Genomic DNA, 14,388 nt, shown 5'->3' on the forward strand with positions numbered 1-14,388 from the left:
GCCACGTTACAGCGTTCCAGTGGCAGGCTTTTCGGCCTGCCGCTTTATGCTCTGGCAACGAAGGAGAAGCTGTATGCAAGTCAACATCAGTGGACACCAACTGGAAGTGACCCAACCTCTGCGTTCCTACATCGAGGAAAAACTCCAGCGACTGGAGCGACATTTCGACAAGATCACCAACGTGCAGGTCACGATGTGCGTCGAAAAGCTGAAGCAGAAGATCGAAGCCACCTTGCATATCCCCGGCAGCGAAGTGGTCGCCAACGCAGAAGATACCGACATGTACGCTGCGATCGACTCACTCACCGACAAGCTGGATCGCCAACTCAAAAAGCATAAGGAAAAGACCCAGAGCCTCCTCCAGGGCGCGACCGGTCGTTAACACCCCTATCCCATGATCCGACTTGAAACCATCCTGACCCCCGGCCGTTCCCAAGTGAACGCGCCGGGCGGCAGCAAGAAAAAAGCCCTCGAACAGATTGCCAACCTGATCCACCGCGAAGTGCCGGATCTGGCGATGCAGGAAGTCTTCGAGGCGCTGATCGCCCGTGAAAAACTCGGTTCCACCGGTTTTGGCAACGGCATCGCCATTCCCCACTGCCGCCTCAAGGGCTGCACGGCACCAGTCAGTGCCCTGCTGCATCTTGAAGCCCCAATCGATTTCGACGCCATCGACGGCGCTCCGGTGGACCTGCTATTCGTACTGCTTGTCCCGGAAGCCGCAACCGACGCGCATCTGGAGTTGTTGCGCCAGATCGCCAGCATGCTCGACCGCAAGGAAGTTCGTGAAAAACTGCGCAGCGCCGCGAGCAACGAAGCCTTGTACCAGGTTGTACTGGACGAGCAGAACGGGCACTAATCATGCGTTTGATCATTGTCAGTGGCCGTTCGGGCTCGGGTAAAAGTACCGCCCTGAATGTCCTTGAGGACAACGGCTACTACTGCATCGACAATCTGCCGGCCGGTTTGCTGCCGGAACTGGCCGAGCGTGCGCTGATTCACACGGAACTGGCGCAGCCGCTGGTCGCCGTGTCGATCGATGCGCGCAACCTGCCCAGCCATCTGTCACGCTTCCCTGAGTTGCTCGAAGACGTGCGTGCCAAGCATATCAAGTGCGATGTGCTGTACCTGGACGCCGACGAGGAAACCCTGCTCAAGCGTTTTTCCGAGACCCGTCGTCGTCACCCGCTGAGCAACGCCAATCGCTCACTGGCCGAGGCGATTCACGACGAAACCGCCCTGCTTGGTCCGATCGCCGATCTGGCCGACCTGAAAATCAACACCACCAGCCTGAATCTGTATCAACTGCGCGATACCCTGAAGTTGCGTCTGTTGAATCAGCCTGAGCCCGGCACGGCGTTTCTGGTTGAATCATTTGGCTTCAAGCGCGGCATGCCGGTCGACGCCGACCTCGTGTTCGATGTGCGCTGCCTGCCCAATCCGTACTGGAAACCCGAGCTGCGCGCTCAGTCCGGCCTCGATGCCCCTGTGGCCGATTATCTGGCGCAGCAGCCGGATGTCGAAGAAATGTATCAGGACATCTACGCCTACCTGAACAAGTGGCTGCCACGTTTCGCCGCCAGCAACCGCGCCTACGTGACCATTGCCATCGGCTGCACCGGCGGGCACCACCGCTCCGTCTACCTGACCGAACGTCTGGGCCAGGCCCTGCAGAAAACCCTGAAGAACGTCCAGGTTCGCCACCGCGACCTCACCTAAAGGATCCACACCGCGATGCCTGCTCGTGAAATCGAAATCATCAATAAGCTGGGTCTGCATGCTCGGGCATCGGCCAAATTCGTCGGCGTGGCCGGTCAGTATCCAGACTGCACGATCCGGGTGGGACGCACACCTGAAACGACTGTCGACGGCAAGAGCATCATGGCAATGATGATGCTCGCGGCGGGTAAAGGCACCAAAATCCATTTGAGCACCGAAGGCGAACAGGCTCAGGAAGCCATGGACGCATTGGTCGATCTGATCGAAAGATATTTCGACGAAGGTGAATAATCCGCGAGGCGGGGACACTGTTCCTCGCCTCCATTCACCCCAACGCCGTATCCATCACCATCATCAAACAAAACCCGACCAACAGGCCCAGACTTGCCAGCTTGTCATGCCCATGACGGCGCGACTCCGGAATCACTTCGTGGGTCACCACTAGCAACATCGCCCCGGCCGCCAACGCCAGTCCCAGCGGCAACAGCACTTGAGCCAGACTCACCAGCCACGCGCATACCAGTGCAAATACCGGTTCGACCAGCCCAGACGCCGCGCCGATGAGAAACGCCCTGAACCGTGACATCCCCGCCCCGGCCAGCACCAACGCAATCACCAGCCCTTCCGGCACATCCTGCAACGCAATGCCCATCGCCAGACTGTCGGCGTCCGCCATCCCGCCGCCGGCAGACACCCCGACCGCCATGCCTTCCGGAATGTTGTGCGCGATGATGGCGAACACGAACAGCCAGATTCGTGGTGGAATCACCGGATGCTCCAGCGTGCCGACGAGCATCTCCGGCGAGGCACCCGAAACGCGCCGATCCACCAGATACAGACCGAACGCGCCGAGCAGGATGCCGAAGCAGATCAGGCCACTGGCGGCCCACGGCGTAAGACCAAGACTCTCCGCCGCAGCAATGCCGGGCACGATCAGCGAAAACGCCGTCGCCGCCAGCATCACCCCGGCACCAAATCCCAGCAAGGTGTCGCTGAGTGCCTGCGGCATGCGCCGGACCACCAGCACCGGCACGGCGCCAAGCGCCGTGCCCAAGGCGCAGATGGCACCGCCCTGCAAGGCGCGCAACAGCCGCGGTTCCAGATTCAGCCACTGCAAACCGTGGGCGACCAGCAAAGTCATCCCCGCCAGCAGCAACAGCGAGCCCACCGCGTAACGAAACATGCGCCCGCTGCCAATCGCCAGTGTTTCCGTGCCCATAGTCAGCCCTGATTGTTTTTATTGAAGGCTTAAACCAGTGCGGCCTGATAGCGCGCAGCAACTTCCGGCCAGTTGATCACGTTGTAGAACGCGTTGATGTATTCCGGGCGACGGTTCTGGTAACGCAGGTAGTAAGCGTGCTCCCAGACGTCGAGACCAAGGATTGGTGTGTTGCCGGTCATCAGCGGGCTGTCCTGATTGCCGCTGCTTTCCACGACCAGTTTTTTCTCCGGTGTCACGCTGAGCCAGGCCCAACCGCTGCCGAAACGGGTCAGCGCGGCCTTGGTGAAGGCTTCCTTGAAACTGTCGAGTCCGCCCAGTTGCTCGTCGATGGCCTTGGCCAGAGCGCCGTTGGGCTTGCCGCCACCGTTGGGCACCATCACTTCCCAGAACAGCGAATGGTTGGCGTGGCCGCCGCCCTGATTGATCACCGCCGCGCGAAGTTTTTCCGGCAGCTGCTGGACGCTGGCGACGAGTTTTTCCACCGGCCACTCGGCAAACTCGGTGCCTTCCACGGCGGCATTGAGGTTGTTGATGTAGGTCTGGTGATGCTTGGTGTAATGGATTTCCATGGTCTGCGCATCGATGTGCGGCTCGAGGGCATCGTAGGCATAAGGCAAGGCAGGCAAGGTAAAAGCCATTTCAGTGGACTCCATACTGATGGGGATTTGAGGCGCGGCGGGCATTGCCGGTGTCCGGATGCAGCAGGCGCTGGGTGCGCGGGTACTCGCCGTGCTCGCTGATGAAATTCAACAGTTCGACGTAGGTTTTGCTGCTCTGGCGCAACGCCGCCTCACGCAGCGCCGGGCGAAGGCGTTCGTCCTGCATGGTCTGCAACAAACGTTGATGGATAGCGCACAGGTATTCGGCGCTCTCCTCCGGTTGGTTCAGGCGCAAATGCAGGTCGGCGAGGTTGTGATGAGAGACGACGCAGGCCGCCACCGCTTCGTCGGCATCCGCCCAGCGTTCGAACAACACTTGCGCCAGGGCCAGGGCTTGCAGGTAAGCCTCACGGGCGTCGATCAGTTCGCCCAGCATGAAGCAGCGATTGGCCCGTTCGATCGTGCGTTTCCAGTGCTCCATGGTGAGCCTCCAAAGCGGTTGCGGGGTTTACACGCCGCCGGCGGTGAGTTTCTCGGGGTTGAGCAACTCTTCCAGCTGGCTGCGCGACAGGTCGGTGTGTTCCAGAGCGACGTCGATCACCGCGCGGCCTTCCTTGTAGGCCTGCTTGGCGATTTCGGCGGCTTTCTGGTAACCGATGATGGGGTTGAGCGCGGTGACCAGAATCGGGTTGCGCGACAACGCTTCTTGCAAGCGCGATTCGTTGACCTTGAAAGTAGCGATTGCCTTGTCACCGAGCAGGCGACTGGAATTGGCCAGCAGTTCGATGCTGCTCAGCAGGTTGTGCGCGATGATCGGCAGCATCACGTTCAGTTCGAAGTTGCCGGATTGGCCGGCCACGGTGATCACCGAGTCGTTGCCGATCACTTGCGCAGCGACCATCGCTGTGGCTTCCGGGATCACCGGGTTGACCTTGCCGGGCATGATCGATGAACCCGGTTGCAGCGCTTGCAGTTCAATTTCGCCGAGGCCGGCCAGGGGACCTGAGTTCATCCAGCGCAGGTCGTTGGCGATTTTCATCAGCGACACCGCAGTAGCTTTGAGCTGGCCGGAGACAGAGACCGCAGTGTCCTGCGAGCCAATCAGCGCGAACAGATCCTTGCCCGGGGTGAACTGCACGTCGGTCAGTTGGCTCAGATGCCGACTGAATCGCGCGGCGAACTCCGGATGCGCATTGATCCCGGTACCGACCGCGGTGCCGCCCTGCGACAGCGCTTGCAGGCTTGGCAGCAAATCCTGCAGATGGCCGATATTGGCCTTGAGCTGCTGCGCCCAACCGTTGAGCACCTGGCTCATGCGCACCGGCATCGCGTCCATCAGGTGGGTGCGCCCGGTCTTCACATGGTGATGCACTTGCTCGGCCTTGCGCTCGATGGCCTGGACCAGATGCAACAGCGCCGGCAGCAATTGTTCATGCAGCGCCAGCGCGGCGCTGACGTGGATGGTGGTCGGGATGATGTCGTTGCTGCTTTGCCCGCAGTTGACATGATCATTGGCGTTGACCGGCTCGCCGAGCATGCGACTGGCCAGCGTCGCGATCACTTCGTTGGCGTTCATGTTCGAGCTGGTGCCGGACCCGGTCTGGAAGATATCCACCGGGAAATGCTGCATGAAATCGCCTTCGAGCAGACCTTGCGCGGCATCACTGATGGCTTTGCCCTGGGCCGCGCTGATCTGGTTCAGCTCAACGTTGGCCCGGGCAGCGGCGGCTTTGGCGAGGATCAGCGCGCGGACGAACTGCGTCGGCATCGGCTTGCCGCTGATCGGGAAGTTGTCCACGGCGCGCTGGGTCTGCGCGCCATAGAGCGCATCGACCGGCACCTGCAGTTCGCCCATGCTGTCGCGCTCAATACGTGTCTTGGTCATGCGAATGTCCTTGCAGCAAATCAATGAGAGGAATCGACGGTTGCAACTCGCAAGTGGCGAGCTGCCAGGTGTAGCGTTGCCAGCGCCGCAAGCGGCATTGGCATAGAGACAGGCGCTCCATTTCACGCAAGGGGCGCCAGGCTTGATCGAGACAGACGCTGCGCCAGTGCCACGGCAACGCGATGTCGGTGGCGGTATCGAGCAGCAGACGGAAAGACGTTTCGGCGACGGTCCAGGGCGAAGTGGCCGTGCAACAGGACAGATAGCGTCCTTCGGCGAGGTAGTGTTCGATCAGGCGCGGTTCGTCAGGATCCAGCGCGCAACGGATCTGGCGGCTCATCCAGCGCCAGCTTTCGAGGTAGGGCTGCTCGTGCAAGGCAGAACTCATGATCCGGGACTCGTTCGGAGATGAGATTTATTATTAGATGATAATGATAACCAACACAAGCACTCGAGTTTGCGCTGCACACTTGTGGGAGCGAGCCTGCTCGCGAATGCGCTGTGTCAGTCAGCACATTTACAACTGATCCACCGCTTTCGCGAGCAGGCTCGCTCCCACAGGGGATTTGTGCGAAGCGAATAAAAAAGGCGCGCCATCCAGAACGGATGGCGCGCCTTTTTTTGTTGGCGGATTCGCGGCTTAGCTGCCGGCGACAGTCATCCGCTCGATCAATACAGACCCGGTGCGGATGTTGCTGCGCAGCTCCAGATCATTACCCACCGCGACAATCTGCTTGAACATGTCGCGCATGTTGCCGGCGATGGTCACTTCCTGCACAGCGAACTGGATCTCGCCGTTCTCCACCCAGAAGCCCGCCGCACCGCGCGAATAGTCGCCGGTGACCATGTTCAGGCCGTGGCCCATCAATTCGGTGACCAGCAGTCCTCGGCCCATGCGCTTCAACAACGCTGCCTGATCCTCATCACCGTGGGTGACGAACAGGTTGTGCACCCCGCCCGCGTTGGCGGTGCTCGGCATGCCCAGTTTGCGCCCGGAATAGGTGCCGAGGATGTAGGAGACCAACTCGCCCTTTTCGACGAACGGTTTCGCGTAAGTCGCCAGGCCATCACCGTCGTAGGAAGCACTGCCCATGGCACGCATCAGATGCGGACGCTCATCAATGGTCAGCCATTCCGGGAACAGCTTCTGCCCCAGTGTGCCTTCGAGAAACGACGATTTGCGATACAGACTGCCGCCGGATACTGCCGAGAGGAAGCTGCCGAACAGACCGCCCGCCAGTTCGGCGGAAAACAGCACCGGCACCTCGCATGTCGGCACCGGCCGCGCGCCCAGACGGCTCGCCGCCCGTTGCGCGGCACGCTGGCCGATGCTCACCGGATCGGCGAGCAGACTGCCCTGGCGATTGACGTCATACCAGTAATCGCGCTGCATCTGGCCGTCGGCTTCAGCGATCATCACGCAACTCAGGCTGTGCCGGGTCGACGCGTAGCCGCCGATGAAACCGTGGCTGTTGCCGTAAACCCGGCAGCCCTGATGGGTGCTGAGGGTGGTGCCGTCGGCGTTCTTGATCCGCGCATCAGCATCGAACGCCGCGGCCTCGCAGAGCAAAGCCTTCTCAATGGCCTGCTCCGGGGTGATGTCCCATTCGTGGAACAGGTCGAAATCCTGCACATCCCTGGCCATCAGTGCGGCGTCGGCGAGGCCCGAGGCTTCATCTTCGGAAGTGTGCTTGGCGATGGCCAGTGCTGCTGCGACGGTTTCACGAATCGCCTCCGGCCCGGTGGCCGAGGTGCTGGCCGAGCCTTTGCGCTGGCCGACATACAAGGTAATGCCAAAACCCTGATCACGATTGAATTCAACGGTTTCGACCTCGCGCTGACGCACCGAAGTCGACAGCCCCTGCTCCAGCGACACCGCGACTTCACAGGCGCTGGCGCCCTGGCGCTTGGCTTCGGCGATGATCTGCTCGACCTGTTCTTGCAGTGCCGGCAATGCCTGCGGGCCGACGCTTTGAACTGCACTCATGCTCATCTCCACTCAAATTCTGCTTTCGGCTGGGGTCATCGAGCGACCGGGCCGGACAAGCGGCCCCCGACTGGTTATCATGGCGGCGTTTCTTTGCGGACTGCCACCATGGTTGATTCTTACGACGACTCCCTCGATACGGGAGAAAAAAGCAAATCTCAGGTCAAACGCGAGTTGCATGCGCTGGTTGACCTCGGCGAGCGCCTGACCACACTCAAGCCTGATCTGGTCGCCAAACTGCCGTTGACCGACGCTTTGCGCCGGGCATTGGCCGATGCGCCCAAGCACACCGCGAACATCGCGCGTAAACGGCATTTGCAGTTCATCGGCAAACTGATGCGCGACCAGGACACTGACGCGATTCTGACTCTGCTCGATCAACTCGATGCCTCCACTCGCCAGTACAACGAGCGTTTCCATAATCTGGAACGCTGGCGTGACCGCCTGATCGCGGGCGATGACGCCGTGCTGGAGAAATTCGTCATCGAATACCCGGACGCCGATCGCCAGCAATTGCGTTCCCTGATCCGTCAGGCCCAGCATGAGGTTGCGCAAAACAAACCACCTGCTTCGAGCCGCAAGATCTTCAAATACATTCGGGAGCTGGACGAGACTCAACGCGGCCTGCGTTGAAAATCGCCACCGGGTGGCCGTCCTGCGCGCCACCCGAAAGCCCCGCCGCTCTTATGCGCCCGTGCCACCCACGGTAATCGCATCGATTTTCAGCGTTGGCTGGCCGACACCCACCGGCACCGACTGCCCATCCTTGCCGCACGTACCCACACCGCTGTCCAGCGCCAGATCGTTACCGACCATCGACACCCGGCTCATCGCCTCGGGGCCGTTGCCGATCAATGTCGCGCCTTTGACCGGTGCGGTGATCTTGCCGTCCTCGATCAGATAAGCCTCGCTGGTGGAGAATACGAACTTGCCGCTGGTGATATCGACCTGACCGCCGCCGAGGTTCGCGCAGTAGATGCCCTTCTTCACCGAAGCGATGATTTCCGCCGGATCACTTTCGCCACCGAGCATGTAGGTGTTGGTCATCCGTGGCATCGGCAGGTGCGCGTAGGATTCGCGACGACCGTTACCGGTGCGTGCCACGCCCATCAGGCGCGCATTGAGCTTGTCTTGCATATAGCCCTTGAGTACGCCGTTTTCGATCAGCGTGGTGCACTCGGTCGGCGTGCCTTCGTCATCGACGCTCAGCGAACCGCGACGGCCGCTCAAGGTGCCGTCATCGACGATGGTGCAAAGTTTGGAGGCAACCATTTCACCCATGCGCCCGCTGTAGGCCGAGCTGCCCTTGCGGTTAAAGTCGCCTTCCAGACCGTGACCGACCGCTTCGTGCAGCAGCACCCCGGACCAGCCGGAACCGAGCACCACCGGCAAGGTACCGGCCGGCGCCGGAATCGCTTCCAGATTCACCAGCGCCTGGCGCAGCGCTTCGCGGGCATAACCCATGGCGCGGTCTTCGGCGAGGAAGTAGCGGTAATCGGTACGCCCACCGCCGCCGTGCCCGCCGCGTTCGCGACGGCCATTTTGTTCGACGATGACGCTTACGTTGAAACGCACCAGTGGACGCACGTCGGCGGCCAGGCCACCGTCGGTGGAGGCAACCAGGATTCGCTCCCAGACCCCGGCCATGCTCACGCTGACCTGCTGAATCCGTGGGTCGAGTGCGCGGGTGGCGACGTCGATGCGTTTGAGCAACTCGACTTTTTCCGCGCGGCTGAGCACTTCCAGCGGGTTATCGGGCGCGTACAGTTGCGCGACGTCCTGGCTGGTGAACGCCTGCACGGTGCCGTTCTGCCCGGCGCGGGAGATCGAACGCGCCGCACGCGCCGCTGCACCGAGGGCCTCGAGGGTGATCGCGTTGCTGTAGGCAAAACCGGTTTTCTCACCGGACTGCGCGCGCACGCCGACACCCTGATCGAGGTTGAAGCTGCCTTCCTTGACGATGCCGTCTTCCAGCGCCCACGACTCGGAAATCTGGCCCTGGAAATACAGGTCGGCGGCATCGATGCCCGGCCCGGCCAGATCGCCGAGCACGCCTTGCAGGCTCTCGATCGTGACACCGCCGGGTGCCAACAGGTGATCACTGACTGAGGACAACAACTCGCTCATAGGTTTACGCCTTAAATTCGTGTTCTGAAGCAGGCCGCTGGGCGCCCTGCGAGAAAAACCGCCGATGACGCGTCACCGGCATGCGCGCCCGGATGGACGCTTGTTCATCGCTGTCGCGGGCGGCCATCAACACCGCCTCGCCTTGATCCTGCTGGGCCAGCACACGCCCCCACGGATCGACAATCGCCGCATGCCCGAAGGTCTCGCGTGGCCCCGGATGACTGCCGCCCTGTGCGGCCGCGAGGATATAACACTGTGTTTCGATGGCCCGCGCGCGGATCAGTACATCCCAATGCGCGGCGCCGGTTACGGCCGTAAACGCCGACGGTGCGGTAATCAATTCGGCACCGGCGGCACGCAATTCACTGTACAGCTCCGGGAAACGCAAGTCGTAACACACGCTCAGACCGACGCGCCCCACCGGCGTATCCGCCACCACTACATTACCGCCATAAGCATAGTCATCGGATTCACGGTATTGGCCGCGATTGTCGGCGACATCGACATCGAACAGATGCAGCTTGTCATAGCGCGCGACGATCTCGCCGTATTCATTGATCAACAACGAGCAGGCATTGGCTTTGGCCGTGGGTTGACCCAACGGTGGCAACGGCAATGTGCCGGCGACTATCCATAAGGTGAGGTCGCGGGCGGTCTGTTTCAACCAGGGCAGGATCGGCCCTTCGCCCAAGGCCTCGGCGCGGCCGATATCAGCGACGTCACGACGGCCCATGGCGGCGAAGTTTTCCGGCAGCACCGCGAGTTTCGCCCCGCCGGCGGCGGCCTGTTCAAGCAGGCGTCGGGCCTGGGCCAGATTGGCCGGCACGTCACTCTGGCTGACCATTTGAATCACCGCTAAAGACATGGCCGCTCCTCGGGATTTGCATATGACTGTGTAGGAGCTGCCGAAGGCTGCGATCTTTTGATTTTTTTTAGAGCCAGATCAAAAGATCGCAGCCTTCGGCAGCTCCTACAGGGGTAGTGTCTGCTAGTTAAAAAGGCTTGTCGAAGGTGATTTTCGGCTCTTTCCATGGGCCTTTGACGGTGTACTTGACGCTGGCGAAGCGCGCCACGCGGTCGCCGATCAGCTTGTCGATGAGGAACAGCGCGCCGCCGACCGCCGGTGCGCCGACGAGCAGCGCGGCGATCGGCAGGTTGTTGGTCACCGGCAACGTCACCAGCAATTTTGCATCGACCTTGTCACCGACCAGATCCAGCGTGCCGTCCAATTCCAGATTGCTCGAAGGCCCGGTCAGGCGAATCGGCTCACGTGTCACGTAGACACCATTGTTCGCCACCAGCAGACCTTTGACCCGGTCGTAGCTCAGGCCTTTTCCGAACAGGTCGGAGAAGTCCAGACGCAGGCGCCGGCCGATCGAGTTGAAGTTGAGCAGACCGAACACCCGCAGCGCCTGAGCACCACCTTCCACTTCAACGAACTGGCCCTTGTTCAGCGAGGCGTCGAGGGTGCCGGAGAAGCGCTTGGTCGCCAGCCACGCCGGCGAGCCCGGCCAACGTCCATCGACGTCCATATGGAATTCTTCGCTGGTCACGCTCGGCGCGAAGCCCCAGCCTTTGAGCACGTCGGCCAGATTCTTGCCGCCAATGCGGCCCTTGTACCAACTGCTGGTCGCCCCCGGCGCGCCTTCCCAGCCGCCGTTGCCTTGCAGGAGGATTCCCTTGAGGCCCATATCGAGGTTGTTCAGTGCGATGCCCTTGGCGGTCGGCCGCACTTTCAGCGACCAGCCACCCACCAGATCGGGGCCGAGGAACAATTGATTGAGGGTGATATCCAGCGCCGGGATTTTCGTCGGATCGACTGACGCCAATGGATCCGGCGCGTTCTCGTCAGCCTGCACCGCCGGGTCCGGCGCCGGCAGTTTCACGTATTGCAGATTCACCGCAATCGGCACGCCGTTGGCGTCCGGCAGGCTGGCCGTGCCCTTGGCCTGCTGACTATCGAGAGCGAGATTCCATGCGCCGGGCTTGCGATTGATCTGCACCGAGGCCTGATCCAGCGTGGTGCCGAGCGCGGTCAATTTGCCGACTTTGATGTCAGCACTGCTCAGCAGTTGTTTGGCGCTGCCGCCCGGATCCCCGCCAGCGTACTTGCTGGCCAGATCCTGCCACGGCGCGACGTCCAGTTCCGACAGCACCCCGCGAATGCGCAGGCCCTTGGCGCCCGGCAACACCGCTTCGCCAGCACCGAGAAACAGTTCGCCACGGCCATCGGCAAAATTACTCGGCGGCGCGGCAAAGGTGAAATTGGCCAGTTGATCGTAATTGACCCAGTAACGCCGCTCCTGCCCTTGCAAGGTCATGCGGAATACCGTGTCACGCCCGACATCGGCGGCCATGCCGAACGGCGCCGGCAGATCCACCGCCACGCCTTTGAGGCTGGAGCTGACCAGCAACTGGCTGTCGGCCCCGGAAAGATTCAACTGCAACTGATACGGAATCGTTCCGGACACCGGCAACGGCTGGGTCACGCCCAGCCAGTCGGTGAGCTTTTTGACTTCAACCTGTCCGGATGCGGCGACGCGAGTCTTGATCTGATTGGGGCTGCCGTCGGCGAAGATCTGCGCAGTGAACGGTTTGTCGAAGGCCCGCGCAGAGATGTTCTGGCCGCTGAGGCCTTTATTGCTGTCGAAGCGGAAATCGCCCTTGAGCTGGCTCAGTTCCAGTTTCGGTTCGGCCAGTTTCAGCCGCGCGTTGGCGGTTTTGAAATCGACGAGGATTTTCGGTTGCTCGCCCTTGGCCAGCGGAATGTCCAGTTTGAGCTTGCCATTCAGATCACCCGCGCCCTCCCAACCGGCAAAGGTTTCGCCAGTGCCGATCGGCGCGTCCTGAAGAATTTTCAAGCCATCGCCCAGGCCACCGGCAAATGCGCCATCAAGAAACAAATGCGAGTTCTGCCCGGCCGGTACGTGAGGAATATTGACGAAGACATCGCTGACTTGCGTATCGAGCAATTGGCCCTTGCTGGCCCAGATGCGCACGCCGCTGTCCTCGATGAACACGTCACCGCTGACCTTGCTCACGTGCGGCCAGCCCGGCTGAAAGGCCAGTTCGGCGTCATGCACTTTGAAGAACAGGCTGATGCTGCGATCAGCCTCGCCGGCATTCTTGCTCAGCGAGCCCTGATACTGGAAGAAACCCTGATCCACCGTGCCTTTGAGGATCGCCGTGCGCAGCCATTCATCAAGCGCCGGGCTCAACACCGCCGGCAAGTATTTCGCGGTATAGCGACCGTCGCCATCGACCAGGCCGACGCGCAGATCCATGTAATCTTCCTGGCTATGGTCGAAGTGCAGGCGGATGAGGAAGTCGCCGGCAATCTTGCCCTCCTCGCCCAGCACCTTCAGGTACGGCGCAATCAGGGTGAAGCCATCCTTGTCGAGCTTCCACGTCAGCCGCGCATTGGCCTGCAAGTATTGCCATGGCTTGGCGAAAATCGGATCGAGGTGCAGGACGAAGTCCTTGCTGTCGAGGCGCAACTCACCGCCGTCCAGATTGCCACTCAGGCTGCCACTGACATTCCGCGCCGCCGGAGCGCCGTGGTAGGCATCGAAACCGACGTTGTCGAGATTGGCGGCAAAGCCGAATTTGCTGCCATCGGTGGCGGTCGGGCGGAAGTCCAGCAGCACATTACGCAGGCCGCCGGTTACCTTCAAACGCTCGACCACTGTGGCGAAGCTTTGCGGCAACGGCCCCAACGCATTGAGCAGCGGCGTGATCGGGGTCAGATCGAGGCGATCGGCCTGCAGATGCCAGAGCTCTTCAGCCTTGGCGCTGGCGCGAGTCTGCTGCACCTGCACATGGGATTCCCAGCGGGTGTCGCCGAAGCTCATCGCCAGTGAATCAAGAGTGACCTTCGCGCCCTCTGCGGTGTTGCGGTAATAGGCGTTGAGCGCCAGATTGTTGATCTGGATCGGCTTGCGCTCGGCGTAGGCACCGGTCACTTGCGGCGCATTCAGGCGAAACGCGGCGCTTTGCAATGCGCCTTCGGCCCAATCGACCCAGAGTTCGCCGCCGGCCTTGATCTCGGAAAAATTCCATTGCTGGGTCAGGCGCTCGGGCAGCCATTTCGACCAGTCGCTTTGCGGCAGGCTGGCATAACCCTCGATGACGCTGTTCTGCCACTGATCAGGACGCAACTGGCTGCGCAGGCTCAGCGCGACAGGCTGGCCATCGGGCAAGGTCAGACGCGCGTCGAGACGCTGGCGGCTGGCGCCGGTACGCAGATTCAGACCGACATAGGTGAGCGTCATGGGCGGGTGGTCGAGCGGTTGCAGGGTCACCTGGCTGTCGAGCACCGACAATTGCCTGATCATCTGCGAGCGCTGGAACAGTTGCACCGCATCGAACGGTTGATCCTTCTGCACCGGCAACCCTTCCAGCGCCCAAGTGCCGTCTTCAGCTTCCTTGAGGCTGATCTTCAAACCGTTGAGTTCGATATGCGCGAGGCGCACTTCGCGGGCGAGCACGCTGCCCCACATATCCGGCACCACCCGCACGCGGTCGAGGCGCAGCGCGTTGGCACCGTCGCCGACCATCACGTCGTGGGCCAGCAGGATCGGTGCGAAACCGCTCCAGTTGCCTTCCAGCTCACCGATTTGCAAAGGCATGCCGAGGGCGGCGCTGGCCTTGTCTTCGATGTCGGCGCGGTATTCCGCCACCAGTGGCGTCAGCTCGCGGCCGAGGCTGACGTACAACGCCATCAACACCAGAACCAACGCGCACAGGCCCAGCCCCCAGCGGGTGAGTGCGGCCAGAATGCGTGTCAGACGCTCCATGTCAGTTGGCTCCCATGGCAAAAATACTGCGAAAAGCTGAGGCCAGCCGCGTT

14 protein-coding genes are annotated in these 14,388 nt (G+C 61.5%); 5 read left to right on the forward strand and 9 right to left on the reverse strand.

What is annotated here, in order from left to right:
• Nucleotides 1-73: 73 nt before the first annotated feature.
• The 4 genes from hpf to ACYSTU_RS24005 are packed head-to-tail and all read left to right on the forward strand — an operon-like array spanning nt 74 to nt 2,010.
• On the forward strand, nt 74-382 hold the full coding sequence (gene hpf / locus ACYSTU_RS23990; RefSeq protein WP_007912419.1) for a ribosome hibernation-promoting factor, HPF/YfiA family: 309 nt from the start codon (nt 74-76) through the stop codon (nt 380-382).
• Between the two features lie 12 nt (nt 383-394).
• A complete protein-coding gene (gene ptsN, locus ACYSTU_RS23995) occupies nt 395-859 on the forward strand; it encodes a PTS IIA-like nitrogen regulatory protein PtsN (RefSeq protein WP_499001998.1) in 465 nt (154 codons plus the stop codon).
• A gap of 2 nt (nt 860-861) precedes the next feature.
• Nucleotides 862-1,719, forward strand: a complete 858-nt coding sequence (gene rapZ / locus ACYSTU_RS24000; RefSeq protein ID WP_499002001.1) for an RNase adapter RapZ — start codon at nt 862-864, stop codon at nt 1,717-1,719.
• 15 nt (nt 1,720-1,734) lie between these two features.
• Complete coding sequence (locus ACYSTU_RS24005) at nt 1,735-2,010, forward strand: HPr family phosphocarrier protein (RefSeq protein ID WP_016771685.1); 276 nt, start codon at nt 1,735-1,737, stop codon at nt 2,008-2,010.
• Between the two features lie 34 nt (nt 2,011-2,044).
• Here the strand turns inward: ACYSTU_RS24005 and ACYSTU_RS24010 are convergent, their stop codons facing one another.
• The 6 genes from ACYSTU_RS24010 to pmbA form a co-directional block, all read right to left on the reverse strand.
• Nucleotides 2,045-2,938 carry a ZIP family metal transporter gene (locus tag ACYSTU_RS24010; RefSeq protein ID WP_499002004.1) on the reverse strand — a complete coding sequence of 298 codons (894 nt, stop codon included), beginning with the start codon at nt 2,936-2,938 and terminating at the stop codon, nt 2,045-2,047.
• A 29-nt stretch (nt 2,939-2,967) separates the two neighbouring features.
• Nucleotides 2,968-3,579 carry a superoxide dismutase gene (locus ACYSTU_RS24015; RefSeq protein WP_123443393.1) on the reverse strand — a complete coding sequence of 204 codons (612 nt, stop codon included), beginning with the start codon at nt 3,577-3,579 and terminating at the stop codon, nt 2,968-2,970.
• 1 nt (nt 3,580) lies between these two features.
• Nucleotides 3,581-4,021, reverse strand: coding sequence for a DUF2753 family protein (locus ACYSTU_RS24020; protein ID WP_016771688.1), 441 nt, complete (start codon nt 4,019-4,021; stop codon nt 3,581-3,583).
• Between the two features lie 27 nt (nt 4,022-4,048).
• Entirely contained in the window at nt 4,049-5,425 is a 1,377-nt protein-coding gene (locus tag ACYSTU_RS24025; protein ID WP_499002007.1) for a class II fumarate hydratase, read from the reverse strand.
• Complete coding sequence (locus ACYSTU_RS24030; RefSeq protein WP_016771690.1) at nt 5,406-5,813, reverse strand: hypothetical protein; 408 nt, start codon at nt 5,811-5,813, stop codon at nt 5,406-5,408. The genes ACYSTU_RS24025 and ACYSTU_RS24030 overlap by 20 nt, the downstream gene beginning before the upstream one ends.
• Nucleotides 5,814-6,065: 252 nt before the next feature.
• On the reverse strand, nt 6,066-7,412 hold the full coding sequence (gene pmbA / locus ACYSTU_RS24035; protein WP_024011613.1) for a metalloprotease PmbA: 1,347 nt from the start codon (nt 7,410-7,412) through the stop codon (nt 6,066-6,068).
• A gap of 108 nt (nt 7,413-7,520) precedes the next feature.
• Between pmbA and yjgA the strand changes: the two genes are divergently transcribed.
• Nucleotides 7,521-8,045 (forward strand): ribosome biogenesis factor YjgA, encoded by a 525-nt coding sequence (gene yjgA / locus ACYSTU_RS24040; protein ID WP_016771692.1) that lies wholly within the window; start codon nt 7,521-7,523, stop codon nt 8,043-8,045.
• A gap of 51 nt (nt 8,046-8,096) precedes the next feature.
• Here the strand turns inward: yjgA and tldD are convergent, their stop codons facing one another.
• The 3 genes from tldD to ACYSTU_RS24055 form a co-directional block, all read right to left on the reverse strand.
• A complete protein-coding gene (tldD, locus tag ACYSTU_RS24045; protein WP_016771693.1) occupies nt 8,097-9,539 on the reverse strand; it encodes a metalloprotease TldD in 1,443 nt (480 codons plus the stop codon).
• 4 nt (nt 9,540-9,543) lie between these two features.
• Nucleotides 9,544-10,404 (reverse strand): carbon-nitrogen hydrolase family protein, encoded by an 861-nt coding sequence (locus ACYSTU_RS24050; RefSeq protein ID WP_499002013.1) that lies wholly within the window; start codon nt 10,402-10,404, stop codon nt 9,544-9,546.
• Nucleotides 10,405-10,531: 127 nt separating this feature from the next.
• Complete coding sequence (locus ACYSTU_RS24055) at nt 10,532-14,335, reverse strand: YhdP family protein (protein WP_499002016.1); 3,804 nt, start codon at nt 14,333-14,335, stop codon at nt 10,532-10,534.
• Nucleotides 14,336-14,388: the final 53 nt, after the last annotated feature.

The organism is Pseudomonas glycinis, from assembly GCF_054871425.1.

Bases quoted from the DNA above. Each gene is read 5' to 3' on its own strand.
- hpf (WP_007912419.1), top strand. From the start codon at position 74: ATGCAAGTCAACATCAGTGGACACCAACTGGAAGTGACCCAACCTCTG.
- ptsN (WP_499001998.1), top strand. From the start codon at position 395: ATGATCCGACTTGAAACCATCCTGACCCCCGGCCGTTCCCAAGTGAAC.
- rapZ (WP_499002001.1), top strand. From the start codon at position 862: ATGCGTTTGATCATTGTCAGTGGCCGTTCGGGCTCGGGTAAAAGTACC.
- ACYSTU_RS24005 (WP_016771685.1), top strand. From the start codon at position 1,735: ATGCCTGCTCGTGAAATCGAAATCATCAATAAGCTGGGTCTGCATGCT.
- ACYSTU_RS24010 (WP_499002004.1), bottom strand. From the start codon at position 2,938: ATGGGCACGGAAACACTGGCGATTGGCAGCGGGCGCATGTTTCGTTAC.
- ACYSTU_RS24015 (WP_123443393.1), bottom strand. From the start codon at position 3,579: ATGGCTTTTACCTTGCCTGCCTTGCCTTATGCCTACGATGCCCTCGAG.
- ACYSTU_RS24020 (WP_016771688.1), bottom strand. From the start codon at position 4,021: ATGGAGCACTGGAAACGCACGATCGAACGGGCCAATCGCTGCTTCATG.
- ACYSTU_RS24025 (WP_499002007.1), bottom strand. From the start codon at position 5,425: ATGACCAAGACACGTATTGAGCGCGACAGCATGGGCGAACTGCAGGTG.
- ACYSTU_RS24030 (WP_016771690.1), bottom strand. From the start codon at position 5,813: ATGAGTTCTGCCTTGCACGAGCAGCCCTACCTCGAAAGCTGGCGCTGG.
- pmbA (WP_024011613.1), bottom strand. From the start codon at position 7,412: ATGAGTGCAGTTCAAAGCGTCGGCCCGCAGGCATTGCCGGCACTGCAA.
- yjgA (WP_016771692.1), top strand. From the start codon at position 7,521: ATGGTTGATTCTTACGACGACTCCCTCGATACGGGAGAAAAAAGCAAA.
- tldD (WP_016771693.1), bottom strand. From the start codon at position 9,539: ATGAGCGAGTTGTTGTCCTCAGTCAGTGATCACCTGTTGGCACCCGGC.
- ACYSTU_RS24050 (WP_499002013.1), bottom strand. From the start codon at position 10,404: ATGTCTTTAGCGGTGATTCAAATGGTCAGCCAGAGTGACGTGCCGGCC.
- ACYSTU_RS24055 (WP_499002016.1), bottom strand. From the start codon at position 14,335: ATGGAGCGTCTGACACGCATTCTGGCCGCACTCACCCGCTGGGGGCTG.